This window comes from Cupriavidus sp. TMH.W2 (assembly GCF_050847365.1).
Taxonomy (GTDB): Bacteria; Pseudomonadota; Gammaproteobacteria; order Burkholderiales; family Burkholderiaceae; genus Cupriavidus.
Window position 1 is genome coordinate 1,265,143 of the sequence record NZ_CP193793.1, and the last position, 25,594, is coordinate 1,290,736.

Sequence of the window (25,594 nt, forward strand, 5' to 3'; positions counted from 1 at the left end):
GCGGCTGGCCAATGCCGTCCCTGACCGAGAATGCGGGAATCCCAGCGCACCTCGACCATGCCCGGCCGGGCCGCATCTGCAGCGCCTGGTGCGCCGGCGGGGCGGCCGGCGCACGAGGGGCGCTGCAGGGCATCAGAAGCTGATGCGCAGGCCGCCGTTTACACCGACGTCGTTCTTGCCGCGGCGCACCTCGCCGTTCAGGCCCAGATAGGCATAGGCCTGCTTGCCGAGCCGCAGCGTGCCCGTGAAACTGGCCAGCCCGAACAGCCGGCCCACCTGCGGCGACACGATGTTCATGCCGATGCCGGCCAGGTTGGCCTGCACCGTGGTCTGCGCCAGGTTGCCGTTATCGCGCCCGATGCCGGCGCTGAATTGGTAGCTCAACGTGTCGGACAGCGGGTTGCGGTTGGCCGAGCGGGCCGACAGGCCAAGCGTGACGCGGTTGCCGGTGGCGGCGTACTGGTTAAGACTCAGCGCAGCCGGCGTACCCGTGCCCTCGTCCACCGCGCCGCGGGCACTCTTCTGCCACAGGAAGCGGGCGAACGGTTCCAGCGTCGTCATGCCCAGTTGCAGCGGCTTGCGCACGCCGACGCCCACCTGGGTGCTGTGTCCGCTCGCGGAGGTCTTCAACGCACTGGCGGAGAGGCCGGTCGGGTCGGCACGCTGGGTATTCCAGTCGTTGCTGCCGAAGCCCGCCATGCCGTCCACCGCCACCGGTCCCACGGTGGTCTGGCCATAGGCAAAGCCCATGTACTCCTCGATGGAGCCCGAACCGGCCGTCGCCCCGACATTGGTGTTGCTGTAGGAGAAGCCCATGCCCACGCGCGTCGACTCGCCACGCAGCAGGTCCGCGCCAAGCACGACCTGTGTGCGGTTGGTGGTGAATTGCGAGGCACTGCCGTCACCATCCCAGCGGCCATGGTCCGCGCCGATGTCGACCCACAGGGCCTGCCTGCGCGGCGGCTCGCCCCCGGCGTTCGGCATGGCGAGGGCATTGGCATCCCCCAACTGACGGATGACCGAGCTGTTCAGGCGCTGTCCGGCCTGCGGCGCCGCAGCGGCCATGGCGCCATGCACTTCGCCCGCCAGCGATTGGACGAAGCCGGGCAGCGTTGCCGCGCTCTGGCTGGCGGCCACGTAGAGCAACTTGTCTTGCGCGGCGCTTGCCACGCCAGCCTGGTCGCTCGCCAGGATGCGGTCGAGCACGCCTGCGGCGGCGCGCGTGTTCTGGTTGCCGCCGGCAAGCCACTGCGCGTACGACGTGGGCAGCACCTTCAGGTCGATGCTGTTGCTGCCAAAGACGTTGTAGAACACGGCGAAGCGCGTGCCGTCGGCCATGCCGTCGGGCTGGGCCAGCGCAGCAAAGCGCCCGGAGATGCCGCCGTCGGCAGTCACGATGCGGAAGGTGTTGCCCAGCGCCGGCGTGTACGCCAGGCTGCCATACCCTGCCTCGCTAGGGCTGAAGAGGTTGCGCAGTTGCGGCGACAGCGTGGTATTGGCAGCAATGGTGAACTGCCCGCCGTTGACCACGCGCAGGTAGGAGTAGTAGCCGGGCGCGCCGATCGGGGTGGAGGCGCCCGCCTGCAGGGTGCCCGCAATGTCCTCGCGATAGGTGCTGCCGGACAGCATGTTCACGTTGGACGTGACGGTGAGGTAGCCCGGCGAGTTGCCGGGAGACAGCGTGCCCTGCACGTTGACCGTGCCGTGGATGGTGCCGGCGCCACCGAGCACGGCGCCCGAGGTCACCGACACGTCGCCGTTGATCGTGCCGTTGGCCAGCAGCGTACCCTGCTGCACGCAGGTGCCGTTGGACAGGCTGGCGTTGCCCGTCATGTTCAGCGTGCCTTGGCCGCTCTTGATAAAGCACCCGCTGCCCGTCGAGGCGGTGCCGATGGTACCCGACATCGTCGTGGTCGTGCCGGCGGCCGTGTTCACCGCAGTGCCGCCGCCCAGCGCGATGGTCTGGCCGGTCAGGATGTCGACCGTGGTGTTGATGGCGCCGCCATTGACGACCACATTGCCCCAGCCCAGGCCCCAGGCATTGGTCACCTTGACCAGGCCGCCATTGATGGTCATGCCGCCGGTCCAGCCGGTGTTCGGCTTGTGTGCCGGCCCGCCGGCGTTGTCGCCGGCCAGGATCAGCGTACCGGTGCCGGCCTTGGTCAGCATGCCGCTGCCGGAGATGCCGCCGTTCAGCGTCAAAGTGGTGCTGCCATCGGTGTTGAAGGTGCCGCCACCGCTGCCGAGCACGACATTGCGGCTGCTGGCGAAACTGGCCATGTTCTGCAGCGTGCCGCCGTTCAGGCCCAGCGTGCCGGTGCCCAGGTTGGCATCGGCGGACACCTTGACCGTCGCGCCACCGCTGACGAGCGTGCCGCCCGAATAGGTGTTGGTGCCCGACAGCGTCTCGGTGCCGCCCGTCACGCTGAGGCCGCCGGTGCCGGTGATGGTGCCGGTGTAGTTGCCGCTGGCGTTGGCAAGCCTCAACGTGTTGCTGTTCAGGTCGACCACGCCCGCGCCCGACAACGTCGCCACCGTCTGGTTCGCACCAAGCGCCAGGGTGCCGTTATTGCTGAGCGCGCTGGTGCTGCCGAGGCTGCCGTTCACGTCGTTCAGGCGGGCCCCGTTGGCGATGTTGACAGCACTGCTTTGCAGCGACCCGGTCAGGTTCAGCGTGCCGCCGTTGACGTTGGTCGCGCCGGTATAGATGCTGGTGCCTGAGAGGGTTTCGGTGCCGCCGGCCAGGGTGAGGCCACCGGTGCCTGCGATGGCGCCGGCGTAAGTGCCGCTGGCGTTTGCCAGGGTCAGCGTGTTGTTGTTCAGGCCGACGAGGCCGGTGCCGGCGCCCGACAGGGTGGCCAGCGTCTGATTGGCGCCCAGCGTAAGCGTACCGTTGTTGTTGACGGAACTGGCCCTGTCCAGGCCGCCGTTCACGTCGTTCAGTCCTGCGCCGCTGGCGATGCTGACTGTGCTGCTTTGCAGCGAGCCGGTCAGGTTCAGCGCGCCGCCGTTGACGTTGGTCCCACCGGTATAGGTGCTGGCACCCGAAAGGGTTGCGGTGCCGCCGGTAAGCGTCACGCCGCCCGAGCCGGCGATGGTGCCGCTGAAGGTGTCGCCGGCATTGGTCAGCGTCAGGGTCTTGCTACCCAGGGCGACGCTGCCGTTGCCGGCCAGCGACTGGATCGCGGCGCCGCTGGTGGTGCCCGAGAGGTCGAAGGTGCCGTTGTCGGTGACCTTGCTGGAGGCGGCGATGCTGCCATTGCCGGACAGCGCCAGCGTTGCGCCATTGCCGACGGACGTCGCACCGGTGTAGGTGTTGGTGGCCGACAGGGTTTCGGTGCCGCCGTTGACCTTGACGCCGCCGGTGCCGGCGATGGTGCCGGCGAAGGTGTCGCCGGCATTGGTCAGCGTCAGGGTCTTGCTACCCAGGGCCACGCTGCCAGTACCGGCCAGCGACTGGATCGAGGCGCCGCTGGTGGTGCCGGTGATGTCGAAGGTACCGTTGTCGGTGACCTTGCCGGAGGTGGCGATGCTGCCATTGCCGGACAGGGCCAGCGTGGCGCCATTACCGACCGTGGTGGCACCGGTGTAGGTGTTGCTGCCCGAGAGGGTCTCGGTGCCGCCATTGACCTTGACGCCGCCGGTGCCGGCGATGGTGCCGGCAAAGGTGTCGACCGCATTAGTCAGCGTCAGGGTCTTGCCGCCGAGCGCCACGCTGCCGTTGCCGGCCAGCGACTGGATCGAGGCGCCACTGGTGGTGCCCGAGAGGTCGAAGGTGCCGTTGTCGGTGACCTTGCCGGAGCTGGCGATGCTGCCAGTGCCGGACAGCGCCAGGGTGGCGCCATTGCCGACAGTGGTGGCGCCGGTGTAGGTGTTGACGCCCGACAGGGTTTCGGTGCCGCCGTTGACGTTGACACCGCCGGTGCCGGCGATGCTGCCGGCGAAGGTGTCGCCCGCATTGGTCAGCGTCAGGGTCTTGCCGCCAAGCGCGACATTGCCAGTACCGGCCAGCGACTGGATCGAGGCACCGTTGTTGGTGCCGGAGATATCGAAGGTGCCGTTGTCGGTGACCTTGCTGGAGCTGGCGATGCTGCCATTGCCGGACAGCGCCAGCGTGGCGCCATCCCCGACAGTGGTGGCACCGGTGTAGGTGTTGACGCCCGACAGGGTTTCGGCGCCGCCGTTGACCTTGACGCCGCCGGTGCCGGCGATGGTGCCGGCGAAGGTGTCCCCGGCGTTGGTCAGCGTCAGGGTCTTGCTGCCCAGGGCCACATTGCCAGTACCGGCCAGCGACTGGATCGAAGCGCCACTGGTGGTGCCGGAGATGTCGAAGGTGCCGTTGTCGGTGACCTTGCTGGAGCTGGCGATGCTGCCATTGCCGGACAGGGCCAGCGTGGCTTCGTTGCCGACCGTGGTGGCACCGGTGTAGGTGTTGGTGCCCGACAGGGTCTCGGTGCCGCCGTTGACCTTGACGCCGCCGGTGCCGGCGATGGTGCCGGCAAAGGTGTCGCCCGCATTAGTCAGCGTCAGGGTCTTGCCGCCGAGCGCCACGCTGCCGTTGCCGGCCAGCGACTGGATCGAGGCGCCGCTGGTGGTGCCGGAGATGTCGAAGGTACCGTTGTCGGTGACCTTGCTGGAGGCGGCAATGCTGCCGTTGCCAGACAGCGCCAGGGTGGCGTCGTTGCCGATGGATGTCGCACCGGTGTAGGTGTTGGTGCCCGACAGGGTCTCGGTGCCGCCGTTGACGTTGACGCCGCCGGTGCCGGCGATGGTGCCGGCGAAGGTGTCGCCGGCGTTGGTCAGCGTCAGGTCCTTGCTGCCCAGCGCCACGCTGCCGTTGCCGGCCAGCGACTGGATCGACGCGCCATTGGTGGTGCCCGAGATGTCGAGGGTGCCGTTGTCGGTGACCTTGCTGGAGCTGGCGATGCTGCCGTTGCCGGACAGCGCCAGGGTGGCTTCGTTGCCGACCGTGGTGGCACCGGTGTAGGTGTTGGTGCCCGACAGGGTTTCGGTGCCGCCGTTGACCTTGACGCCGCCGGTGCCGGCGATGGTGCCGGCAAAGGTGTCGCCCGCGCTGGTCAACGTCAGGTCCTTGCCACCGAGCGCGACATTGCCAGTACCGGCCAGCGACTGGATCGAAGCGCCATTGCCGGTGCCCGAGAGATCGAAGGTGCCGTTATCGGTGACCTTGCTGGAGTTGGCGATGCTGCCGTTGCCGGTCAGGGCCAACGTGGCGCCATCCCCGACGGATGTCGCACCGGTGTAGGTGTTGGTGCCCGACAGGGTCTCGGTGCCGCCGTTGACGTTGACGCCGCCGGTGCCGGCGATGGTGCCGGCGAAGGTGTCGCCCGCGTTGGTGAGCGTCAGGTCCTTGCTGCCCAGCGCCACGCTGCCGTTGCCGGCCAGCGACTGGATCGAGGCACCGTTGTTGGTGCCCGAGATATCGAAGGTGCCGTTATCGGTGACCTTGCTGGAGGCGGCGATACTGCCGTTGCCGGACAGCGCCAGCGTGGCGCCATTGCCGATGGATGTCGCGCCGGTGTAGGTGTTGCTGCCCGACAGGGTTTCGGTGCCGCCATTGACATTGACGCCGCCGGTGCCGGCAATGGTCCCGGCGAAGGTGTCACCCGCGTTGGTCAGCGTCAGGTCCTTGCTGCCCAGCGCCACGCTGCCGTTGCCGGCCAGCGACTGGATCGACGCGCCATTGCTGGTGCCCGAGATGTCGAGGGTGCCGTTATCGGTGACCTTGCCGGAGTTGGCGATGCTGCCGTTGCCAGTCAGGGCCAGCGCGGCTCCGCTGGCGATCGTGGTGGAGCCAGTGTAGGTGTTGTTGCCACTCAAAGTCAGCATGCCGCCGCTACCCGAGTTGGCGATAGTCATGCCGCCCGGGGTCGGGTCCGCGGCATTCGTAATCGGCGTCGAGATCGACGCGCTCCGGCCGGCCAGGTCTATGGTGCCGTTGTTGCCGGTAATCGAGAGGTTGTAGTTGCCGCCAAGCGCTGTGCCGTCAAGCACTAGCGTGCCGCCGTCGAAGACGGGCTGCAGCGATGCGGGATTGGATGCCAGGCCGCTGGCATTCATGCCCGGCTGATTGATGTTCGTGGCGGGCGTGCTGCCTCCGCCTTCGCTGGGCTGGCCGATCGGCCCCGGCGCGGTCGTGCCGACATCGGCCACGAAGATATTGGTCAGTTGCTGGAAGCCGGGGTCGTCCCGATAGCCGAACTGGAGCGTATTGACCGCCGAGGCCTGGACGTAGAAGTAATAATCGGTGAACGCGATCGCGGGGCCGTTGTTCATGTTGAACAGGTAGCTCCCGTTGAACGATACCTGAAAGATGTTCGGCGTCGCGCCGTCGCTCCGAAAGGAGTAGCTGATCTTTAGGTAGTCGCCTGCGGTGGCGGAAAAACTCTGGGTCAGGTAGCCCAGCGATCCGACCGGCCCAATGTTCGCGTAACAGGTATAGGCGCCGGAGCCGCCGCAACTGACACTAGTAAAGCCTGTGTTACCTGAGATGGACCAGCCGCTGAAGTTACCGGTGGAGAAGTCTCCGTTGCTGATGAGGTTTGAGCTTGCGTGGGCGATGGCCGGCGCCAGTATCAGACTCAGAGCCGCCACGGCTGACTTCGTCAGCGCAAAGCTCGTCTTGCGAGTATGGCCCGTGCTGCCGATCACAGTTCCCTCACCACCCGCATCCTTGCCCTGCGAACGCGTGTTCTCCGATACCACAACCCGCATCCTGAGGGCCTTGTTCCAGACAAGGCGGTAGACCTTATTCATATTATTTCTCCCGTTCTGATTTATTTTTTTTCGGCAAAGAATTGCCCCGCGATTTTCCCGTCAGTGATTAATCGCGCAAAATCGAAAGACATGGATGGACGACCGCTTCCGCATCTTGCTTGCTGCCGGCTCGACCGGTTGGCATGGCAAGGCGGGGGATGGCTGCGTTTCCTGTCGTTCGGACCGTTTTCTTGATATTTATGCCGATGCCGACTTGCACCACCAATGCGCGGCAGCAATGCCAAGGCCTGGAAATTCTTCCAGCCTCGCGGCGTGGATGACCGGCCTGGACCGCCGTGTCAGCCGTAGCACTGACTCGATTCCCCCGTCACGATATGTGGTATTCATTGCCGTGCTGGAATGAAAAACGTGTGATTTTTATCATATCGTGGCTCGTATTAGGGGGGATTTATTCCCCACTCTGGGAGGGACGCGAGATCGAGAAAGGCCGAAGCATCGTTACCACTATTCGTGATGGTCAGCGGTGCGGCACCGGCAAACCTGGCCCGCGTGATGAAGCTGCCGGACCCTTGTTCGTCCGTCTGCGCCGGCCGCACTGGCGACTCGCCACCGCCATCGTTGCCGCGCGCACTGAGCAGTTCGGCGCCGGCGACAAAGGTGTGGTGCCGCTTGCCCCAGACGAGGCGATATGTCTTGCTCATTACGACTGCGATTTGAATGGATTGAGAATATTCTGGCCAATGGCTGCCCTGGACTCACCCCATGAAAGAGGGGTGCCGGGGAAATCGCCTTGTTGCTCGGAAACCCGTATTGTTCTTATTGGTAACCGCCGGCCGGCTGAATGGATGGGAGAGACGACAAGCATCCCTTGCGCTGGTCCGGACTTTCTTTAAATTCCCTTTCTTTAAGCGGTAGCTGCATTGTTTGTTCTTGCCGATTGACCAGCCCCCGCGAAGCGAAAGGTTATCCAACCAGTTTTCGCGCGCGTGCGGGCGCGCGGCCGTCAGAGCAGAAGGCAGGATTACGCATGGGAGATGAAACAGAGACTTTTCTATAGATGATGCGGACTCTATCCGGCGGTACGCGGGAAAAGCTGTCAAGTTCTGACATGGGTGCCGGCGGCACCAAGAGCGGCTTCGGGTGGGCTATAGTCCTGCGTGCCGCGGCGGCGGCAATCGTCGCGGCACGCAGCGTCGCGCTCTGGCGGCAAAATGCGCAGTGACTGGAGCAAGATTTGAAGAGAGGCGGGTGGCGAAAACGGCACAATGCAGCAGGCGGGCAAGCGGGCCTCGGCCCAGTAAAGGCCATGATCTGTTCGTTTTGCATCGTCCTGCTGTGCGTCTTCATCCCGAGCGAGGCGCAAGCCGGGTTGCGCCTGCCCGCTTCGGGGCAGATCGCACTTGACCGTCATTGGGAGCTGTTGCTCGATCCACAGGACAGCTTGAGCGTCGAGCAGATGGCGCAGCCCGAGATCGCCGCCGCCTTCCTCCCGCAGACCGCGCCGCCGGCGCTGGGCTACCGGCACGGCAGCGTCTGGCTACGGATCACGCTGTCACGACCGGCGCAGGCCTCACCGCAATGGCTGCTGCAGCTGCGGTCGGCCCTGCTCGACGACGTCACGCTCTACACGCCCCGGCCTGGCGGCGGCTATAGCGTGCATGTCGCCGGCGACCGGCAACCGATCGCGGGGCGCGACATCTTCCACCGTACGCCAGTCTTCCTGCTGAACCTTCCGCCCGAGCATCCCGTCACCGTGTACTTGCGCGTGCGCAGTACGAGCACGCTGAGCTTCCCGCTGACAATCTGGTCGCCAGATGCGTTCATCGGGGTCATTGGTACGGAGCAACTGCTGTTCGGACTGTTCTACGCCACGCACCTGATCCTGCTGATGGTCTGCGGGTGGTTCTACTGGGTGACGCGACATCGCTCGTTCGGGCTGTTCAGCCTGACCGTGCTGGCCAACCTGTTCACTTCGCTCTCGGCCGAGGGTTTTACGTACCAATACCTGCTGCCGGGTTGGCCGCTGCTCGCCGATGCGCTGTATGTCGTTAGCTGGTTCGTCGCCGTGCCGCTGGGCGCGCTGTTCACGCTGCACTATCTCGGCCTCTTTGACTCGCCTTGGCGGCGCTGGGTGCGCGGCTTCTCACAGCTGACCTGGGTGATCGCCGCCCTCGCGGCCCCCTTCCTCGTGGTCGTCAACATCTGGTGGCTGCGGCCGCTGATGGTGCTCTGGCAAACAATCGCCATCGGCGTGTTGCTTTACCTCTCAGGCTGGATGACCTGGCGCGGCGACCGGCCGGCACGTGTGATCCTGCTGGTGCTGACGCTGCTGATCGGCGGCACGGTGCTGCGGCTCGCGCGCAATGTCGGCTGGATCGATCCGGGCGTGTTCGTCGACAACGCCAACTATCTGGGCATGATGGCCTTCCTGCTGATCATGAACTCGGCCATCAGCCGGCAGTACAATGACATGCTTACGCAGAAGGAACTGGCCCAGACCGAAGCGCTGCGAGTCGCGCGCCAGGCCGAGCGCGACCTGGAGGCCAAGGTAGCCCTGCGCACCCAGGCACTGCGCGAGGCCATGGCGCACGTGGAGGTGGCGCTGTCGCTGGAGCGGCAGGCGCAGGAAGAACAACGGCAGTTTCTGGCCACGGTCTCGCACGAGTTGCGCACGCCGCTGGCCGTGATCGACATCACGGCACAGAACCTGGAACTGGAAGATGCCGAAGTCGACCCGCAAACGTCAGCGCGATACAAGAAGATCCTGCGCGCCACGCAACGCATGACGTTGCTGCTCAACGACTCGCTCCACGAGAGCTGCTTTGAACTACTGCACAAGGGCGCGCGGCCCACACCCGTTGACCTGGCCTCGCTGCTTGAGGACGCTGCGGCCGCGGCGCATCTGCTCTCCGAGGGGCACACGCCTGACGTGGACGCACAAGCACTGCCCAAGGACTTTCAGTGCGACGGGAGCCTGCTGCGACTGGTCCTGCGCTCACTGGCCGACAACGCCGTCAAGTACACGCCGGCCGGTAGCCGCGTGACACTGCGCGGACGCACCGTGGCGCACGGCGTCGAGCTTGAGGTACAAGACGACGGCCCGGGCATCCCGCCGGCCGACCTGCCCCATATCTTCGAGCGTTTCTATCGCGGCCGGAATGCTGGCCGCAAGCCAGGCACCGGGCTGGGGCTGCCGCTGGCACAGCGCATGGTCGAGATCCAGGGGGGGACGCTCACGCTGGAAAGTACGCCGGGTCATGGCTGCCTTGTGCGCATCTTCCTTCCGGCCGAGCCGCGCCCAAGCGCGCCCGCCCCCGACGGCGCAGCGCCGCAGCCGGCATGATCCGGACTGCGCTCACTCTACCGACAGCGGTGCGGCAAAGGCGTAGCCCTGGCGATGCGCGGTCTTCAGCGGCAGTTCCGATCCCGCCTCGCTGCGCCAGCGTTGGCGCAGACGGCTGACCAGGGTTTCCAGCCGGCGCTCGTCGTAGCGCATCCAGCTAATGCCGAAGCCCTCGGCGATGTGCCTGCGCTCGACCGGCTGGCCTGGCTGGCGAGCCAGCAGTTCGAGCAACTTGCTTTCATTGCTGGACACGACCAGCCGGTCTCCTGCCGGGGCCAGCAGGGTGCTGGCCTGGCGGTCGAGGCGCCAGCTGGTGACCACGCGCCGGCTCAGCGCATGCAGGACCGCTTCAAATTCCACCAGTTTGATCGGCTTGACCAGATAGTGGTCCGCCGCGTCTGTCAGGGCACGCACACGATCGCGCGTATCGCCTAGCGCCGTGAGCATGACGATGCCGCAAGCCGCGCGCTGCTCCCGAAGCCAGCTGGCGGCATCGAAGCCGGAGCCGTCCGGCAGCATGACATCGACAACCGCGATATCCGCTTGAAGTGCCAGCGGCCGGAATTCCTCCAGGGTACCGGCTTGGCTGACATGCCAGCCGCGCTTTTGCAGGAAGCTCGCGATCTCCTCGCGCAACTCAGTTTCGTCCTCAAGCAGTAATACTCTTGTCATTTCCAGGATCTCGCCAGGATGTGCATGATTGGATAATCAATATTAGCGCGCCCCGTTTGCAAGATGAAATCCCCCAATATTAGGGGATTATGCAAGTTCGAATGAGAACTACAATGTCGCATCGCAGGACACACCAATACCCTAAGCGGAACAGGAAGCAGGACGCACGGCGATGTCAATTTACCTTCTCGGATTTCTGCTCTTTGAGGCTCTGTGGTTCCTCCCCTTCAGAAAGGTATTCAGGGCTGCCCACTTCAGCTGGCCTTATGCATACTTGGCGCTCCTTCCCCTCGTTGGTCCGCTACTCTGCATTTGGCTGCTTGCCACTTGTCCGTGGCCACTCAAGACCAAGCTGGTCCGCTCCGGCTCAAGTGCGTGACCGGGCGCGGCAACGAAGGGTGGCCCCTTCGGCCACTGGTACCGGAGAAATCTTCATACGCTGCGTGGCCGCCCATGAAGTTGCAGCACTGATGAAGTATCGTGGCTTACTGGTCACTCGTCAGAATTCGACACGATCACCGCTTCCAGCGCGGTTGGATCACTGACGACAAGCTGCCGATAGCGTTGCTGGACCCATCCCTTCTGCTTCCAGTGCGACATGACCAGACCGATGCTCTGGCGCGTGACGCCCAACATCTTGGCGAGCTCCTGATGGGACAGCGGGAGGTTAATGACAATGCCGCCGGTACCAGGCGTACCGTGCTGGCTCATCAACGTCAGCAAGCGCTTGGCCAGACGCGCGGACAGCCTTAGCAGGACCGTATCCTCCGTGACCTCGCAAAAAGTGCGCACGGTCGCGCACAACTCCTGAATGATCCGCCATTGGAGCGCCGAATGCCGCTTCATGAGCGAGAGGAAATCCGCCTGACGCAATACCAGCAGGGAAGTATCGCCAACGCAGTGGGCCAACTGGCGGCGCGCCTTCCCGTCCAGCAGCGACAGCATGCCCACCTCCGCGCCCACATCGACGATATGCAGCAGCATATCGTCGCCGCGCGCGTTCTGCCCTCCCAGCCTCACCTTCCCGGAGACCACGAGATAGAGGCATTCCGGCGGGTCACCGAGCGCATATAGCGCAGCCCCATTGCGATGTCGGCACAAATGCAGGCATGAGGCCACGTCGGCAATGATGGCGGGGTCGAGGCCTTGCAGCCAGTGGTGCGCGAGAAATTGCTCTTTGTCCGACGGGCTCATGCACATTTCCTAGGGAAAATCCGGATCTGATTTCCAGGCGGAAACACGCCAATTGCAATCTTTCTGGCAATCCCGGAATTCGGGCCGGTCCAATATAGCACAGCGTTTTCTTGATAACGGACAAGAAGGAGACCTGAGCATGGACCCATTAACCTACTCCGAGTGTGCAGATGTGCGTGAACGTGTTTCAGACGAGGAGTGGCAGCTGCGCGTTGATCTGGCCGCATGCTATCGGCTGGTCGCCCATTATGGCTGGGACGATCTGGTGTTCACGCATATTTCTGCCCGCGTGCCGGGCCCGGAGCACCATTTCCTGATCAATCCCTATGGCGCGCTGTTCGAGGAGATCACCGCGTCGAGCCTGGTGAAGGTGGACCTTGACGGCCAGCCGGTCATCGATTCACCGTTTCCCGTCAATCCCGCCGGCTTCACCATCCACAGTGCCATCCATGAAGCACGCGATGATGCCAGATGCGTGCTGCATACCCATAGCCTGAACGGCGTCGCGATCTCGACGCGCAGGAGTGGCCTGACGTTGGTGTCCCAGCAGGCGCTCAATGTCTTTGGTTCCGTGAGCTACCACGATTATGAGGGACTTGCGGTGCGCGCCGACGAGAAGGCGAGGCTGGTGGCCGATCTGGGCAGCAATCCCTTGCTCATTCTGCGCAATCACGGCCTCCTGGCCGTTGGCCGGACCATCCCCGATGCGTTCCTGGCCATGTACACACTGGAAGCCGCCTGCCGGATTCAGGTGCTCGCTGAATCGGGTGGCATGCCGCTGACGCCGGTATCACCCGCGCTGCTGGACACGATTCAGGCCGACAGCAAGATCACTACCCTGGGGAAGTTCGGGGATCTGGCGTGGCCGGCCTTGCTGCGCCGGCTCGACCGCAAGGATCCGTCTTTCCGCCGGTAGTGCGCCCGCCAGGAGCGGGGTTCCATTCGTGCAGCCCCTCTCACGATGCCAATCAGGAATGAGGAGATCCTTAATGTCCCCAGCGCAAGCCCAGGTCGACACGATGACGTTGCTTCGAGGCGAATCGACCCGCCGATTCACTGAGTTCCAGCAGGATGCGCTCTACAAACGCGTCATCTGGCGCGTGATGCCATTGCTCCTGATGTGCTATGGCTTTTCCTTCATCGACCGCATCAACGTCAGCTTTGCAAAGCTCCAGATGGCATCGGAGCTCGGGTTGAGCGATGCGGTATATGGACTCGGCGCGGGCATCTTCTTTATCGGCTATTTCCTGATGGAGTTGCCGAGCAACCTGATCCTCGAGCGGGTCGGCGCCAGGATCTGGATCGCCCGCATCATGATTACGTGGGGCCTCATTTCGGCGGCCATGATGTTCGTGCAGAGCGCGGCGTCGTTCTATGCGTTGCGCTTCCTGCTCGGCGCTGCTGAAGCTGGCTTCTTCCCGGGCATCATCCTCTATCTCACCTACTGGTTTCCATCGGCGCGGCGAACTAAAGTTCTGGCCGCCTTTTTTGTCTGCCTGCCGATTGCCTTTACCGTGGCGGGGCCGGTGTCGGGCTACATCATGACGGGGTTGCACGGCGTCTGGGGGTATTCGGGCTGGCAGTGGATGTTCGTGGCCGAAGCCCTGCCCACGCTGGTCCTGGGTGTCCTGGTCTGGCGCTATCTGGACAGCCGGATCGAGGATGCCAAATGGCTGTCCCCCGAGGAAAAGGCAGTACTGCAACACAATATCGCCCAGGACTGCGCTGCGCGAACCCAAATGCCGCTGATGCGGGTACTGGCGGACCCACGCCTGTGGGTGTTCTGCCTCATGTACCTCGGCTTCCAGTTTGGCGGCGTCGTGGTGTCGTTCTTCTCGCCACAGCTGATCAAAGAGAGCGGGGTCTCCGACATCGCCAGAATCGGACTGCTCTCGGGTGGTCTTGGGTTAGCCACTATCGTGGCCACGATTCTGATCGCGCACAGCTCAGTTCGCCTTCGGGAGCAACGCATGCATGTCGTGGTGCTGGGCGCGGTCGGTGCCGCAGCCTTGCTCGGTTGCGCATGGCTGCGGCATAGCGCGATGCCAAATCAGACGATACCGATGTGGGTGCTCCTGGCGATCACCGCGGGCACGCTCACCGGTTATCTGCCAGTCATGTGGAGCCTCATCACCGAGCGGTTCCCGGGATCGGCGGCCGCGGCAAGCATCGCGATCATCAACGCGGTCAGCAATCTTGCAGGCTTTACCGGACCGACGATGATCGGGGCCATCAAATCCTCGACCGGAAGCATGGCGGGCGGCGTGGCCTTGTGTGCATTGTTTGTGGCCTTGGCCAGCCTTCTGATGGCATTCGCAGGCAGGCCAGAATTCCTTCGCAAGAACCAGGAGTAATGCATGAGCAATCCAGGACCTATCGTCATCCATGGTGCAGGCTCGATTGGCTGTTACATCGGCGGATGGCTGGCAGCGGCCGGTGCGCCGGTCATCTATCTGGGCCGTTCCGGCATCCGTGAGGAAATCGCCGCCCACGGCATGTTGCTGACCGGCCAGGAGGGGCGGCAATGCGGGTTTCAGCCCCGTGAAGTCGACTACCGAACCGACCCGCAGGTACTGTCAGAGGCCAGGCTGATCCTGGTGGCAGTCAAGAGTCTGGGAACGCAGGCCGCGGCTGAGGAGATCCGGCGCCATGCGCGGCAGGATGCCCTGGTCGTCAGCTTGCAGAATGGCCTGCGCAATGCAACAGCATTGCGTGCTGCCTTGCGGGACAAACGGGTGCTCGCCGGCATGGTTCCGTTCAACGTCGTCCATCGGGGGCCGGGCCATTGGCATTGCGGCACCAGCGGCAATCTGCAAATCGAGGCCAGCCCGCTGCTGGCAGATTATCTGCCATGGTTCGCGCAAGCCGGCCTGCCAGTGACAGAAAGCGCCGATATCGCCGCGACGCAATGGGGAAAATTGCTGCTGAACTTGAATAACCCGATCAACGCCTTGTCCGGATTGCCGCTTCGCGAACAGCTTGCGCAGGCAGCCTATCGGCGCTGCCTCGCGTTCTGCGTGGAGGAAGCTCTTCACTGCCTGAACGGCGCCGGGATCAGACCCCGGGCTGTCGGGCCAGTGCCGCCCGAGGAAATGGTCAGACTGCTGCGCTTGCCGGACGATGAATACCAACTGGTGGTCGGAGCGCGGCAGAAGATCGACGCTGCAGCGCGCTCGTCGATGTGGGAAGACCTGGAGCATGGGCGGCCAACCGAGGTTGACTATCTGAATGGCGAGGTCGTGGCGTTAGCGAAGGCACTTGGTCAAAGCGCACCGTGCAATGCCATGGCACTGGCTCTCGTACATGCGGCAGAGCATGGCGGGCGTCGGGACTGGGGTGGTGGGGAGCTCCTTCAGCAACTTGTCAGCGGTATGACGGATAGCTGAATACCGTCAAGCTGCCCCGGCACCTGAACTTACGGTTTGTGCGCCGTGCCAAGGCACGTGGGGTCGCACCGTTCACCAGCATTCAAAGCTGAACTCGCAAAAATCTTCCAATAAGACAAGGAGGCGAGAAATGAAAGTGATTCATCAACGCTGGAATCAATCGATGGGCATGGTGCTTGGGGGCGCAGCATTAATAGCCGGGACGGCACAGGCCCAGTCAAGTGTGACGCTATACGGCGTAGTTGACGCCAACATCGAGTATGTCAACAATTTCTCCAGTGTCACTCCGTCGGCAGCCAATGCCTTTGGCCGAGGTCCCGCACACAGCCTGGTGCGCATGAATTCCGGTGGTCTTTCCGGTTCGCGCTTCGGTCTGCGTGGCGTCGAGGACCTGGGCGGTGGTCTGAAAAGCCTGTTCGTACTGGAAAGCGGTTTTGGCCTGGACGATGGCAAGTCACAGCAGGGTGGCCGCCTGTTCGGTCGTCAGGCCTACATCGGCATCGAGCGCAGCCAGGTCGGGCGTTTCACTTTCGGCCGCCAGTACACCAGTCTGTTTGAAGGGCTTGCCAACTTCTCGCCCACCGCCTACTCGACTCAGTATGAACCCATCGCCGCTCAGACGGGCCTGAATTTCCGTTCGGACAACACTGTCAAGTACAACGGCCAGTTCGGCGGCATGACGATCATTGCTCATTGGTCGTTCGGCAATGGCGTGGCTGGCGGTGGCGAGGTACCCGGCCAGTTCCGGGCCGATAGCGGCTACGGTGCTGCAGTGGTGTACACGAATGGTTCGGTTGGCATGACCGCCGCCTATGACCAGTACAATCCCACGCTGGCTGCGGGAGGTGGGACCGGTGCTTTCAGGAAGGCCGCCATTGGGGGCAGCTATGCCTCAGGCCCAGCCCGGATCATGGGGGGATATCGCTGGGGGCAGAACAAGAATGCCACCGACATCACCATGCTGCGCGACAACTACTATTGGATCGGCGGCGCCTACCAGGCTACGCCGGCACTGAGCCTGACGCTTGCCTACTACTATGACGACGTCAAGAGCCTTGCCGGCATCAACGTCATGAATCCCTGGCAGCTCACATTCATCACTGATTACAGGTTGTCCAGGCGTACTGACATCTACCTGACGGCGGCTTACTCGAAGCATTCCGGCCTGAACTTTGATACCTCCGCGATCAGCTTTGCCAATGGGTATTTTCCGGGCACCGGGACGGACAATATGTTCGGTGCCGCTGTGGGAGTCCGCCATATTTTTTGATCGCTAGCCCGTTTGCTGGCGCGCACGATCCGGGCCGGCGCGCAGGCCCGCCCTTCGGCTGAGGCGACATTGCGGGATCTCAAGTCGAAGCGAATCCCTGGCGCGTCGAAGGACTTCCACACTATTCCATGGTTGTGAGCGCAATGCTCGAGCGCTCACAACCATGAAGCCGATCGTGGCGCTCGCGAGACCAGCGTCTCAACTTCTCCTGTCCGTTGGCGTTTGCCAGCCCGGCGTCGTATGCGGGTTGCGATCCCGGCGGCAACTCCACGCCTCCCCTGTTTGCTGTCTGCGATGGTCGGGAAATCCCTTGGTTGACAGCGCTGTCAATTCCGATGGATTCTCTAGCCTCGCGGGACGTTGATGGCGGCGCCCCCGGCGAAAAAAGACAAAATCACGGCCCGACGCGCCAGCCGCGGCGGGTCAATTACAGGAGACATTTCATGGATTCCGGGAGTCGCATTACATCTCGATCACAGGGGGCCCGTGCCGCACGCAAGATGGTGCAAGGCATGATCTGGGCACTCGCCATCGGCGCCGCCAGCGCCCATGCCTACGACATCACGACCAGCCCATACTTGCTGGGTGACTGGGGCGGCCTGCGCACCCGCCTGGCCGAACAGGGCGTCACGTTCAATCTTGGCTACGGCAGCGAACTGGCGCACAACTTCAGCGGCGGCACCGACCGGCTGACGCGCTATACCGACCAATGGGTGTTTGGCACCACCCTTGACCTGAACAAGCTGTGGGGCTGGCAGGGCGCCACGTTCCAGGCCACGGTCACGGACCGCAATGGCCGCAACCTGGGCGCCGACGCCAACATCGGCAACAACATGCTGATTCAGGAAGTCTACGGACGTGGCCAGACCTGGCACCTGACGCAGTTCTGGCTGAACCAGAAACTCCTGGACGACCGACTGCAGATCAAGCTCGGCCGCCTGACCGTGGGCGAGGACTTCGCGAGCTTCTCGTGCGACTTCCAGAACCTGACCTTCTGTGGTTCACAGCCGGGCAACCTGGTCGGCAACTACTGGGTCAACTGGCCGACCAGCCAATGGGCGGCGCGCGTCAAGTATCAGACGTCGCAGGAAACTTATGTGCAGACCGGCGTGTACCAGGTCAACCCGAAATACGTCGATGACAGCTATGCGCGCCATAGCGGCTGGAAGCTGAACAACCCCAGCGGCACCACCGGGGCGCTGATTCCTCTGGAAGCCGGCTGGCTCCCCAGTCTCGGCGGCCGGCCTGGCTCGTACAAGGCAGGCGTCTGGTACAACACGTCCAATGGCAACGACCTGTACTACGACGTCAACCACAACCCGCGCGGCATTACGGGCCTGGCGCCGCTCCAGCGCAGCGGCCAGTATGGCGCATACGTCAACTTTCAGCAGCAGGTCACGGGCACCGCCGGCGGCCGTGGCGCGACGGTGTTCCTGAACATCTCGCAGGCCGATCGCAACACGGCGCAGGTCGACGGCCAGATTGCGCTGGGCGTCCAGTACAAGGGCCCGTTCGACCGGCTCGCCGACACCATCGGCTTTGCCGTTGGTGCGACGCACAACAACGGCCGCCACGCAGACTTCGTGCGCCAGACCAACGCCCGTACCGGCCAGAGCACCGTTGTCGGCGATGGCTACGAGTACGTGAGCGAGTTGTATTACAGCTGGTCGCCCGTGCCGTCGGTGTACTTCCGTCCCAACCTGCAGTACATCCTGCATCCGGGCGGAACCACGCAGAACAAGAATGCGTTCGTGGTGGGCCTGAAATCTGGCGTAACCTTCTAGACGGCGCGCCCGGCACCACCCCACAACAAAACCCGCAGACAGGAGACACGCCATGATTTCCCGACTCTTGAAGACCATTGCCGTTGCCGCAGCGCTCACCGCCGGGAACGCCGTTTTTGTCGCCGAGGCCCACGCCAGCAAGGAGGCGCCCGTCATCGGCTTCTCGATCGACGACCTGCGCGTCGAGCGCTGGACGCATGATCGCGACTACTTCGTCGATGCGGCCAGGAAGCTGGGCGCCACCGTCAATGTGCAGTCGGCCAATGCCAATGAATCGCGGCAGATCGCGCAGATCGAGAACCTGATCGCCCAGGGCGTGGACGCGCTTGTCATCGTGCCGTTCAACTCCAAGGTGCTCGGCAATGTGATTGCCAGTGCCAAGCGGGCCGGCATCAAGGTGGTGTCGTACGACCGGCTGATCCTCGGCGCCGATATCGATGGCTACGTCTCCTTCGATAACGAGAAGGTCGGCGAAATGCAGGCGCAGGGGGTCATCAAGGTGGCGCCGAAGGGCAACTATTTCCTGCTGGGCGGTGCCGCGACCGACAACAATGCCCGCATCCTGCGCGAAGGGCAGATGAAGGTGCTCAAGCCGCTGGTCGACAAGGGCGACATCAAGATCGTCGGCCAGCAGTGGACACCCGAATGGGACCCGGCCAAGGCGCAGAGCATTGTCGAGAACGTGCTGACCGCGAACCAGAACAACATCCAGGGTATTGTCGCTTCCAACGACGGCACCGCCGGCGGCGCGATTCAGGCGCTGGCGGGCCAGAAGCTGGCCGGCAAGGTGCCGGTGTCCGGCCAGGACGCCGATCTCGCGGGCGTGCGGCGCGTGGTCGAGGGCACCCAGGCCATGACGGTCTACAAGCCGATCAAGACCATCGCCGCATCGGCGGCGCAGCTCGCCGTGGATCTGGTCAAGGGCAAGACGCCCAAGTTCAACGCCCAGTTCGACAACAGCAAGACGAAGGTCAGCACTGTGCTGCTGACGCCGACGCTGCTGACAAAAGAGAACATCGATGTCGTCATCCAGGATGGCTTCTACACGCGCCAGCAGATCTTCGGCAAGTAAACGCTACGGCAAACGGATGAAAAGGGGGCGAGGATGAGCAACGGCTACCTCCTGGAGATGCGCGACATCGTCAAGACGTTCTCCGGCGTGCGCGCGTTGGACGGCATCAGCCTGGCCGTGCGGCCGGGCGAGTGCGTCGGACTGTGCGGCGAGAACGGCGCGGGCAAATCGACCTTGATGAAGGTGCTGTCCGGGGTCTACCCATATGGGACGTTCGATGGGGAGATCCTGTGCGAAGGCAAGCCGCTGCAGGCGCATTCGGTGCGCGACAGTGAGCGCGAGGGCATCGTCATCATCCACCAGGAGCTGATGCTTGTGCAGCAGCTGTCGGTGGCGGAGAACGTCTTCCTCGGCAATGAGATCACCCTGCCTGGCGGCCGCATGGACTATGACGCCATGTACCGCGAGACCGAGGCACTGCTGGCGCGGCTCAAGCTGACGGACGTCAACGTCGCCGCCCCGGTCATGCACTATGGCAGCGGCCACCAGCAGTTGTTCGAGATCGCGAAGGCCCTGGCCAAGAACGCGAAACTGCTGATTCTGGATGAGCCGACGTCTTCGCTCAGCGCCAAGGAAATCGACGTGCTGCTGACGATCATCGAAGACCTCAAGCGCAGCGGCGTGGCGTGCGTCTATATATCCCACAAGCTCGACGAGGTGGCGCGCGTCTGCGACACCATCACGGTGATCCGCGATGGCACGCACGTCGGCACCCGCCCGGCCGCGGAAATGAGCGTCGACGACATCATCACCATGATGGTGGGTCGCCAGATCAACTCGCTGTTTCCACGGACCGAGCGCGCGATCGGCGAGGTCGTGCTGGAGGCGCGCAATGTCACCTGCTGGGACGTGACCAATCCGAGCCGAAAACGCGCGGACAATGTGTCGTTCAGTGTGCGGCGCGGCGAGATCCTCGGTATTGCCGGGCTGGTCGGCGCCGGCCGGACCGAACTCGTCTCAGCCATCTTCGGCGCCTATCCCGGGCGCTCGACGCTGGAGCTGGAGATAGACGGCAAGCCGGTAAAGATCAGGACACCGGCGCAGGCGATCGCCAACGGGGTCTGCCTGGTGCCGGAAGACCGCAAGCGCCACGGCATCGTGCCGCTGCTCGGCGTGGGTGACAACATCACCCTCGCCACGCTTGCGCAGTACGCCAGCGGCGGACACGTCGACCGGAACGCCGAGCTCGCGGTTGTCGACCGCTCGATCAGGCAACTGCGGATCAAGACGGCCAGCCCGGCACTGTCGATCGCAGGCCTGTCCGGTGGCAACCAGCAGAAGGCGGTGCTGACCAAGATGGTGCTGGCCAAGCCCAGGGTGCTGATTCTCGATGAGCCGACCCGTGGCGTCGATATCGGTGCCAAGTACGATATCTACAAGATGATCTTCGATCTCGCCGCGACGGGCGTGGCCATCATCATGGTTTCGTCCGAACTGCCGGAAATCCTGGGCATGAGCGATCGCGTGCTCGTGATCGGCGAAGGGCAGTTGCGCGGCGACTTCGCCAACCAGGGGCTGAGCCAGGAGCACATCCTGGCCGCCGCACTCAACACCCAACCTCTGCAGCGCGCTGCCTGAATGCCATGAACAAAATCCAATCCCAAGCCGGTAGCCGGCCGCTCGAGGCCTCAGGCGGGCTGCGCATCGATGCCCGCCAGATCCAGCAGATTTTCGTGCGCTACAAGATTCTTGCGCTGCTGCTGGCCGTGGCGCTGATCTGGCTGTTCTTCTGGGGCAAGACCGGCGGCACCTTCCTGACGCCGCGCAGCCTCTCGAATCTGTTCCTGCAGATGTCGGTGACGGGGATGCTGGCATGCGGCATGGTGTTTGTCATCATCGCGGGGGAGATCGACCTCTCAGTGGGATCGCTGCTGGGCCTCCTGGGCGGGCTGGTGGCGGTCCTGACCGTCAACCTGGGGTGGAACACATGGCTTGCAGTGGCCGCCGTGCTCGCCGCCGGCGTGCTGATCGGCGCGGCCAACGGCTTCGTGACGACGCGCATGCGGATTCCCTCTTTCATCGTCGGCCTCGGCGGCATGCTCGCGTTCCGCGGCCTGCTGCAATGGGGGACCGACGCCGTGACCATTGCGCCGGTGCCCGATGATCTCGTGATGATCGCCCAGGGCTTCGTGCCGCCGGCGATCTCCTGGTGGCTGGCGGCGGCAATCGTAGCAACCGCGGGCTTCCTCACCGTGCAGCGGCGGCGCACCCGCGCCCGGCTGGCACTCCAGTCCGCGCCGGCCTGGGCCGACGCGCTGCGGATCGTGGCCATCGCCGTCGCCGTGGTCGGTTTCGTCACGGTGCTGAACCGCGCCAACGGTGTGCCGATTCCGGTGCTGATCCTGCTGGTCCTGCTCGCGGCGTTCTCCTATGTCGCCATGCAGACCGTGTTCGGCCGCCACGTGTACGCCGTGGGCGGCAACGTGGAGGCGACCCGGCTGTCCGGCGTCAACGTCGACCGCGTCAAGCTGGCGGTGTTTGCGCTGATGGGGCTGATGTGCGCGTTCGCGGGCATCATCACCACCGCGCGCTCGGCGGCGGGCTCGCCTTCGGCCGGCATCGGCGGCGAACTGGATGCGATCTCCGCCTGCTTCATCGGCGGCACGTCGATGCGCGGCGGCTCGGGCACGGTCTACGGCGCGCTGATTGGCGCGCTGGTGATGGCCAGCCTGGACAACGGCATGCAGCAGATGAACGTCGACAGCTCGTGGCAGATGATCGTCAAGGGCTTCGTGCTTGTGCTGGCGGTCTGGATCGACGTGCTGTCGGGCTCCAACCGGGGCTGAGGCAGATGAACCATGCCCGGATCCTGCTTGCTGTGGGCACCTATACGCAGGCGATGCCGCACGTGGATGGCAAGGGGCTTGGCATCCACATGCTCGCGTTCGACCCGGCCGACGTTTCCCTGAAGGAGGTCGCGCTCCACGCGGCAACGCCGAATCCGTCCTACCTGGCCGCGTCCGCGCGCGGTGACCGCCTGTACGGCGTGCGCGAGCTCGGCGCCGCCGACGGCGCGGCGATCGATGTCTTTGCCATCGAGGAGGGTGGGGCGGGCCTGCGCCCGCTGGCCAGCATTCCTGTCGCTGGCGCCGACCCCTGTTTCCTCAGCGTGGACGATGGCGCGAACCGGCTCTATGTGGCGAACTACACCTCCGGCGAGGTACTGGCGTTCAGCCTCGACCCAGACCGTATGCCGCGCGCTGAGCCCGTGGTGCTGCGCCGCCATGGCAGCGGCCCGCGCAAGGACCGCCAGGAGGGGCCGCACGCGCACTGCGCGGTCGCCGGCCCGGACGGGACCAGTGTCTATCTGTGCGACCTCGGCACTGATACCGTCGCGCGCCATCCGATCCGCGGCGGCCATGTCGCAACGGCGCCAGACCTCGAACTGCGCGCCACGCCCGGCGCAGGCCCGCGGCATCTCGCCTTCGACGCATCCGGCGACTTCCTCTTCATCGTCAACGAGCTGTCGTCGACCGTCGCGCTGTACCGGATCGACGCGGGCGAGGCACGCAAGCTGTGCGAGGCGAGCACGCTGCCGCCTGCCTGGACCGGCGCCAGCACCGCGGCTGCCATCCGCGTTCATCCCGGCGGCGGCTGGGTCTACGCCAGCAACCGCGGACACGACAGCATTGCCGCGCTGCGGGTCGATCGCGCCACCGGCAGCCTGGTGCCAGCCGGCTGGTGGCCGGCTGGCGGGCGCACGCCGCGCGACTTCGTCCTGACGCCTGACGGCGCGTTCCTGCTGGCGGCAGCGCAGGACGACGCGCTGATCCGGATCTTCCGCGTCGATGCGCGCACCGGCGCCCTGACGCACGCCGGCCGCGACTATCGGCTGCAATCTCCCGCCTGCCTTTGCTTGCTCCCCCGACCGGGATTCTGACATCGACCCTGACATCGACCCTGACATCGTGACTGATTTCGTTAAACCTGCCCGCATTCTCGTCACCGGCGCGGCCGGCAACCTTGGCCGCAAGGTCGTCGAAGCGCTGGCTTCCACGCCATGGTGCACCACCATCATCGGTGTCGATCACGCCGGCAACGCGGCCGGCTTTCCTGCACAAGTCCGCGACCGCCTGCAATTCGTCACGGCGGATCTCACGCAATCCGACAGCGCGTGGACCCGCCTGATGGCCGGCACCGACGCCGTGGTGCATCTCGCCGCCGTTCAGCCAACACCGGAGGCGACCTGGCAACAGGCGATGGCCTCTTACGATATGACGCTCAGCGTGCTGCGCGCGGCGGCGGAGCAGGGCGTGCGCCGCTTCGTCTTTGCGTCGTCCAACCACGTGATGGGCGGCTACAAGGATCAGCCGCTGGCCGGCCGGCTCGGCCCGGGCAAGCTGACCACCTCGCTGCCCGTGGCGCCGGGCACGCACTGGCACAACGGCGTCGAGGCTGTCGATTCCACCGCCTACGCCACCTCGAAAGCCATGGGCGAGCGGCTCTGTGCGGCGGTGGCCGCGCTCTCGGGAGGGGGGCTGACCAGCGTGGCGCTGCGCATCGGCTGGACCCTGCCTGGCGAGAATGACCCCAACGACATCAACTACGCCGGCGCAGCGCACACCCCGCCCCCCGGCGCCACGATTGACGAGGAAAGCCGCATCGCACTGCGCTGGTTCCGCAATATGTGGCTGTCCAACGGCGACCTGCGCCGCCTGTTCATCGCCGCCGTGGGCGCCGATGGCGCGGGCTGGCCGGCCGGCTCGGTCATCGTCAACGGCGTGTCCGACAATGGCGAAATGGACTGGGATCTCGGCAGCGCCCGGCAGTACCTCGGCTATGCGCCGCAGGACAATCTTTATCGGCAGATCGCGGGCTAGCATCCTGTCAGTTCGCGCGTCCCGTCTATGCGGACGGGGCGCGCGTCGAGTCGCGCACGACGATCTCGTACCCGAGCGTCTTGTGCGGCGACTGCTGCCTGAGCCCGGGGTGCTGCGGGCGCTGGCCGGCCGCGATCTGTTCGACCGCCGCATACGCCATGCCCTGGATCGGCTGGCGCACGGTGGTCAGGCTTGGCCAGACCTGGCGCGACAGCGGCGTGTCGTCATAGCCGGCCACAGACAGCGCGCCGGGCACGTCGATGCCCTGCGCGTGCGCCGCGTAGAGAACGCCGGCTGCCATGTCGTCGTTGCCGGCGAAGATCGCGGTCGGGCGCGGCGAGCGCGCGAGCAGCCGCCGGCCACACTCGACGCCGGATTCGAATGAATGGGTGCCTTGCTCGACCAGGTCCACGTCGATCGGGATGCCGCTTTGCTTCATCGCGTCGCGATAGCCTTCCAGACGCTCGTGCGCCGCCCCGTGGTCGGGATGGCCGATGACAAAGCCGATGCGGCGGTGGCCCAGCCCGATCAGGTACAGCGTCATGTCCCGCGCCGCCGAGCGGTCGTCGCAGGTCACTGACAAGCCCTTGCGTTCGCGGTCGATCGGTGCCAGCCGGACATAGTCGATGCCGACCTCATCCAGTGCCCGCACCAGGTCCGCCACGTCGCAGACGGGCGGGGTCAGGATCAGTCCGGTCAGCGCGCGCTGCCGCACGTTCTGCACGATCTGCGCGCTCAGGTCCGGCGCACGGTAGTTGCATGGGCTCAGCAGCAGGCTGTAGTCATACACGCTGCACGCATCGAGGGCGCCACGCTGCAGGTTGACGACGTAGTTGTCGCTGGGGTTGTCGTAGACCAGCGCGATGATGTTGGTGCGGTTGCTGGCCAGGCCCCGGGCCGACGGGTTCGGACGGTAGCCGAGCCTTTCCATCGACTCGGCCACTTTGAGGCGCGTTTTCTCGCTGACGTTGGGTTCGTGATTGAGAACCCGCGAAACCGTCTTGATCGAAACTCCGGCGTCTGCCGCGACATCGTCTACCGTAATGGAACCGAGGGTTCTGCTGTTTCTCATGGGGACGGTGAAGATGAGATGGACCCCCGGATTTTAAGGCTTGGCGCGTCGCGACGTCACCCCTGCCCGAAGTTTGCGCGTGCTGGCCAGCGCTATCCGCGGCGTCTCAGGCAAAGCGCTGCGTCGGCAGGAGGCATGCCGCAGATCGCATTGCCGGGCAGCCCGCAAAAACCCGCATTGACAGCGCTGTCAATTGCATGGATTCTTTGGGCTGGCCTGGACCCTTGCATTGCCGTCAGTCCC

Annotated in this window: 17 protein-coding genes; 12 read left to right on the forward strand and 5 right to left on the reverse strand. The window is 64.6% G+C overall.

Annotated features, from left to right (window positions below; translation table 11 throughout):
* Window positions 1–132: 132 nt before the first annotated feature.
* Complete coding sequence (locus ACREYQ_RS23370; RefSeq protein ID WP_432262528.1) at window positions 133–6,777, reverse strand: ESPR-type extended signal peptide-containing protein; 6,645 nt, start codon at window positions 6,775–6,777, stop codon at window positions 133–135.
* Between the two features lie 94 nt (window positions 6,778–6,871).
* On the opposite strand from ACREYQ_RS23370, the gene ACREYQ_RS23375 reads away from it, so the two are divergent.
* On the forward strand, window positions 6,872–7,141 hold the full coding sequence (locus ACREYQ_RS23375) for a hypothetical protein (RefSeq protein WP_432262529.1): 270 nt from the start codon (window positions 6,872–6,874) through the stop codon (window positions 7,139–7,141).
* 34 nt (window positions 7,142–7,175) lie between these two features.
* Here ACREYQ_RS23375 and ACREYQ_RS23380 read toward each other — a convergent pair whose 3' ends face one another.
* Entirely contained in the window at window positions 7,176–7,439 is a 264-nt protein-coding gene (locus tag ACREYQ_RS23380) for a hypothetical protein (protein ID WP_432262530.1), read from the reverse strand.
* Window positions 7,440–8,044: 605 nt separating this feature from the next.
* Here ACREYQ_RS23380 and ACREYQ_RS23385 point away from each other — a divergent pair.
* The gene (locus tag ACREYQ_RS23385; protein ID WP_432262531.1) at window positions 8,045–10,081 is read left to right on the forward strand and encodes a sensor histidine kinase; all 2,037 of its coding nucleotides are present in this window, start codon (window positions 8,045–8,047) and stop codon (window positions 10,079–10,081) included.
* A gap of 12 nt (window positions 10,082–10,093) precedes the next feature.
* Here the strand turns inward: ACREYQ_RS23385 and ACREYQ_RS23390 are convergent, their stop codons facing one another.
* Window positions 10,094–10,717, reverse strand: coding sequence for a response regulator transcription factor (locus tag ACREYQ_RS23390; protein WP_432262532.1), 624 nt, complete (start codon window positions 10,715–10,717; stop codon window positions 10,094–10,096).
* A 528-nt stretch (window positions 10,718–11,245) separates the two neighbouring features.
* Window positions 11,246–11,947, reverse strand: a complete 702-nt coding sequence (locus ACREYQ_RS23395; protein ID WP_432262533.1) for a Crp/Fnr family transcriptional regulator — start codon at window positions 11,945–11,947, stop codon at window positions 11,246–11,248.
* 139 nt (window positions 11,948–12,086) lie between these two features.
* Between ACREYQ_RS23395 and ACREYQ_RS23400 the strand changes: the two genes are divergently transcribed.
* From ACREYQ_RS23400 to ACREYQ_RS23445, 10 genes are all read left to right on the forward strand, one after another.
* Window positions 12,087–12,863: a class II aldolase/adducin family protein gene (locus ACREYQ_RS23400; protein WP_432262534.1), complete on the forward strand. Its 777-nt coding sequence runs from the start codon at window positions 12,087–12,089 to the stop codon at window positions 12,861–12,863.
* A gap of 73 nt (window positions 12,864–12,936) precedes the next feature.
* Window positions 12,937–14,301, forward strand: coding sequence for an MFS transporter (locus tag ACREYQ_RS23405; protein WP_432262535.1), 1,365 nt, complete (start codon window positions 12,937–12,939; stop codon window positions 14,299–14,301).
* A gap of 3 nt (window positions 14,302–14,304) precedes the next feature.
* On the forward strand, window positions 14,305–15,333 hold the full coding sequence (locus ACREYQ_RS23410) for a 2-dehydropantoate 2-reductase (protein ID WP_432262536.1): 1,029 nt from the start codon (window positions 14,305–14,307) through the stop codon (window positions 15,331–15,333).
* A 163-nt stretch (window positions 15,334–15,496) separates the two neighbouring features.
* Window positions 15,497–16,603: a porin gene (locus tag ACREYQ_RS23415; protein WP_432262638.1), complete on the forward strand. Its 1,107-nt coding sequence runs from the start codon at window positions 15,497–15,499 to the stop codon at window positions 16,601–16,603.
* A gap of 512 nt (window positions 16,604–17,115) precedes the next feature.
* Window positions 17,116–18,387, forward strand: coding sequence for a carbohydrate porin (locus tag ACREYQ_RS23420; RefSeq protein ID WP_432262537.1), 1,272 nt, complete (start codon window positions 17,116–17,118; stop codon window positions 18,385–18,387).
* Window positions 18,388–18,439: 52 nt separating this feature from the next.
* On the forward strand, window positions 18,440–19,459 hold the full coding sequence (gene xylF / locus ACREYQ_RS23425) for a D-xylose ABC transporter substrate-binding protein (RefSeq protein ID WP_432262538.1): 1,020 nt from the start codon (window positions 18,440–18,442) through the stop codon (window positions 19,457–19,459).
* Between the two features lie 33 nt (window positions 19,460–19,492).
* Window positions 19,493–21,037, forward strand: a complete 1,545-nt coding sequence (locus ACREYQ_RS23430) for a xylose ABC transporter ATP-binding protein (RefSeq protein ID WP_432262539.1) — start codon at window positions 19,493–19,495, stop codon at window positions 21,035–21,037.
* A 5-nt stretch (window positions 21,038–21,042) separates the two neighbouring features.
* Window positions 21,043–22,245, forward strand: coding sequence for a sugar ABC transporter permease (locus ACREYQ_RS23435; protein WP_432262540.1), 1,203 nt, complete (start codon window positions 21,043–21,045; stop codon window positions 22,243–22,245).
* Between the two features lie 5 nt (window positions 22,246–22,250).
* Window positions 22,251–23,339, forward strand: a complete 1,089-nt coding sequence (locus ACREYQ_RS23440; protein ID WP_432262541.1) for a lactonase family protein — start codon at window positions 22,251–22,253, stop codon at window positions 23,337–23,339.
* Between the two features lie 28 nt (window positions 23,340–23,367).
* Window positions 23,368–24,279, forward strand: a complete 912-nt coding sequence (locus ACREYQ_RS23445) for an NAD-dependent epimerase/dehydratase family protein (RefSeq protein WP_432262542.1) — start codon at window positions 23,368–23,370, stop codon at window positions 24,277–24,279.
* A gap of 25 nt (window positions 24,280–24,304) precedes the next feature.
* Here the strand turns inward: ACREYQ_RS23445 and ACREYQ_RS23450 are convergent, their stop codons facing one another.
* Complete coding sequence (locus ACREYQ_RS23450; RefSeq protein WP_432262543.1) at window positions 24,305–25,351, reverse strand: LacI family DNA-binding transcriptional regulator; 1,047 nt, start codon at window positions 25,349–25,351, stop codon at window positions 24,305–24,307.
* Window positions 25,352–25,594 lie beyond the last annotated feature (243 nt).

Excerpts from the sequence above, each read along its gene's own strand:
- ACREYQ_RS23420 (WP_432262537.1), top strand. The coding sequence starts at position 17,116 with ATGATCTGGGCACTCGCCATCGGCGCCGCCAGCGCCCATGCCTACGAC.
- ACREYQ_RS23375 (WP_432262529.1), top strand. The coding sequence starts at position 6,872 with ATGGACGACCGCTTCCGCATCTTGCTTGCTGCCGGCTCGACCGGTTGG.
- xylF (WP_432262538.1), top strand. The coding sequence starts at position 18,440 with ATGATTTCCCGACTCTTGAAGACCATTGCCGTTGCCGCAGCGCTCACC.
- ACREYQ_RS23380 (WP_432262530.1), bottom strand. The coding sequence starts at position 7,439 with ATGAGCAAGACATATCGCCTCGTCTGGGGCAAGCGGCACCACACCTTT.
- ACREYQ_RS23415 (WP_432262638.1), top strand. The coding sequence starts at position 15,497 with ATGGGCATGGTGCTTGGGGGCGCAGCATTAATAGCCGGGACGGCACAG.
- ACREYQ_RS23400 (WP_432262534.1), top strand. The coding sequence starts at position 12,087 with ATGGACCCATTAACCTACTCCGAGTGTGCAGATGTGCGTGAACGTGTT.
- ACREYQ_RS23435 (WP_432262540.1), top strand. The coding sequence starts at position 21,043 with ATGAACAAAATCCAATCCCAAGCCGGTAGCCGGCCGCTCGAGGCCTCA.
- ACREYQ_RS23430 (WP_432262539.1), top strand. The coding sequence starts at position 19,493 with ATGAGCAACGGCTACCTCCTGGAGATGCGCGACATCGTCAAGACGTTC.
- ACREYQ_RS23450 (WP_432262543.1), bottom strand. The coding sequence starts at position 25,351 with ATGAGAAACAGCAGAACCCTCGGTTCCATTACGGTAGACGATGTCGCG.
- ACREYQ_RS23395 (WP_432262533.1), bottom strand. The coding sequence starts at position 11,947 with ATGAGCCCGTCGGACAAAGAGCAATTTCTCGCGCACCACTGGCTGCAA.
- ACREYQ_RS23405 (WP_432262535.1), top strand. The coding sequence starts at position 12,937 with ATGTCCCCAGCGCAAGCCCAGGTCGACACGATGACGTTGCTTCGAGGC.
- ACREYQ_RS23370 (WP_432262528.1), bottom strand. The coding sequence starts at position 6,777 with ATGAATAAGGTCTACCGCCTTGTCTGGAACAAGGCCCTCAGGATGCGG.
- ACREYQ_RS23440 (WP_432262541.1), top strand. The coding sequence starts at position 22,251 with ATGAACCATGCCCGGATCCTGCTTGCTGTGGGCACCTATACGCAGGCG.
- ACREYQ_RS23385 (WP_432262531.1), top strand. The coding sequence starts at position 8,045 with ATGATCTGTTCGTTTTGCATCGTCCTGCTGTGCGTCTTCATCCCGAGC.
- ACREYQ_RS23410 (WP_432262536.1), top strand. The coding sequence starts at position 14,305 with ATGAGCAATCCAGGACCTATCGTCATCCATGGTGCAGGCTCGATTGGC.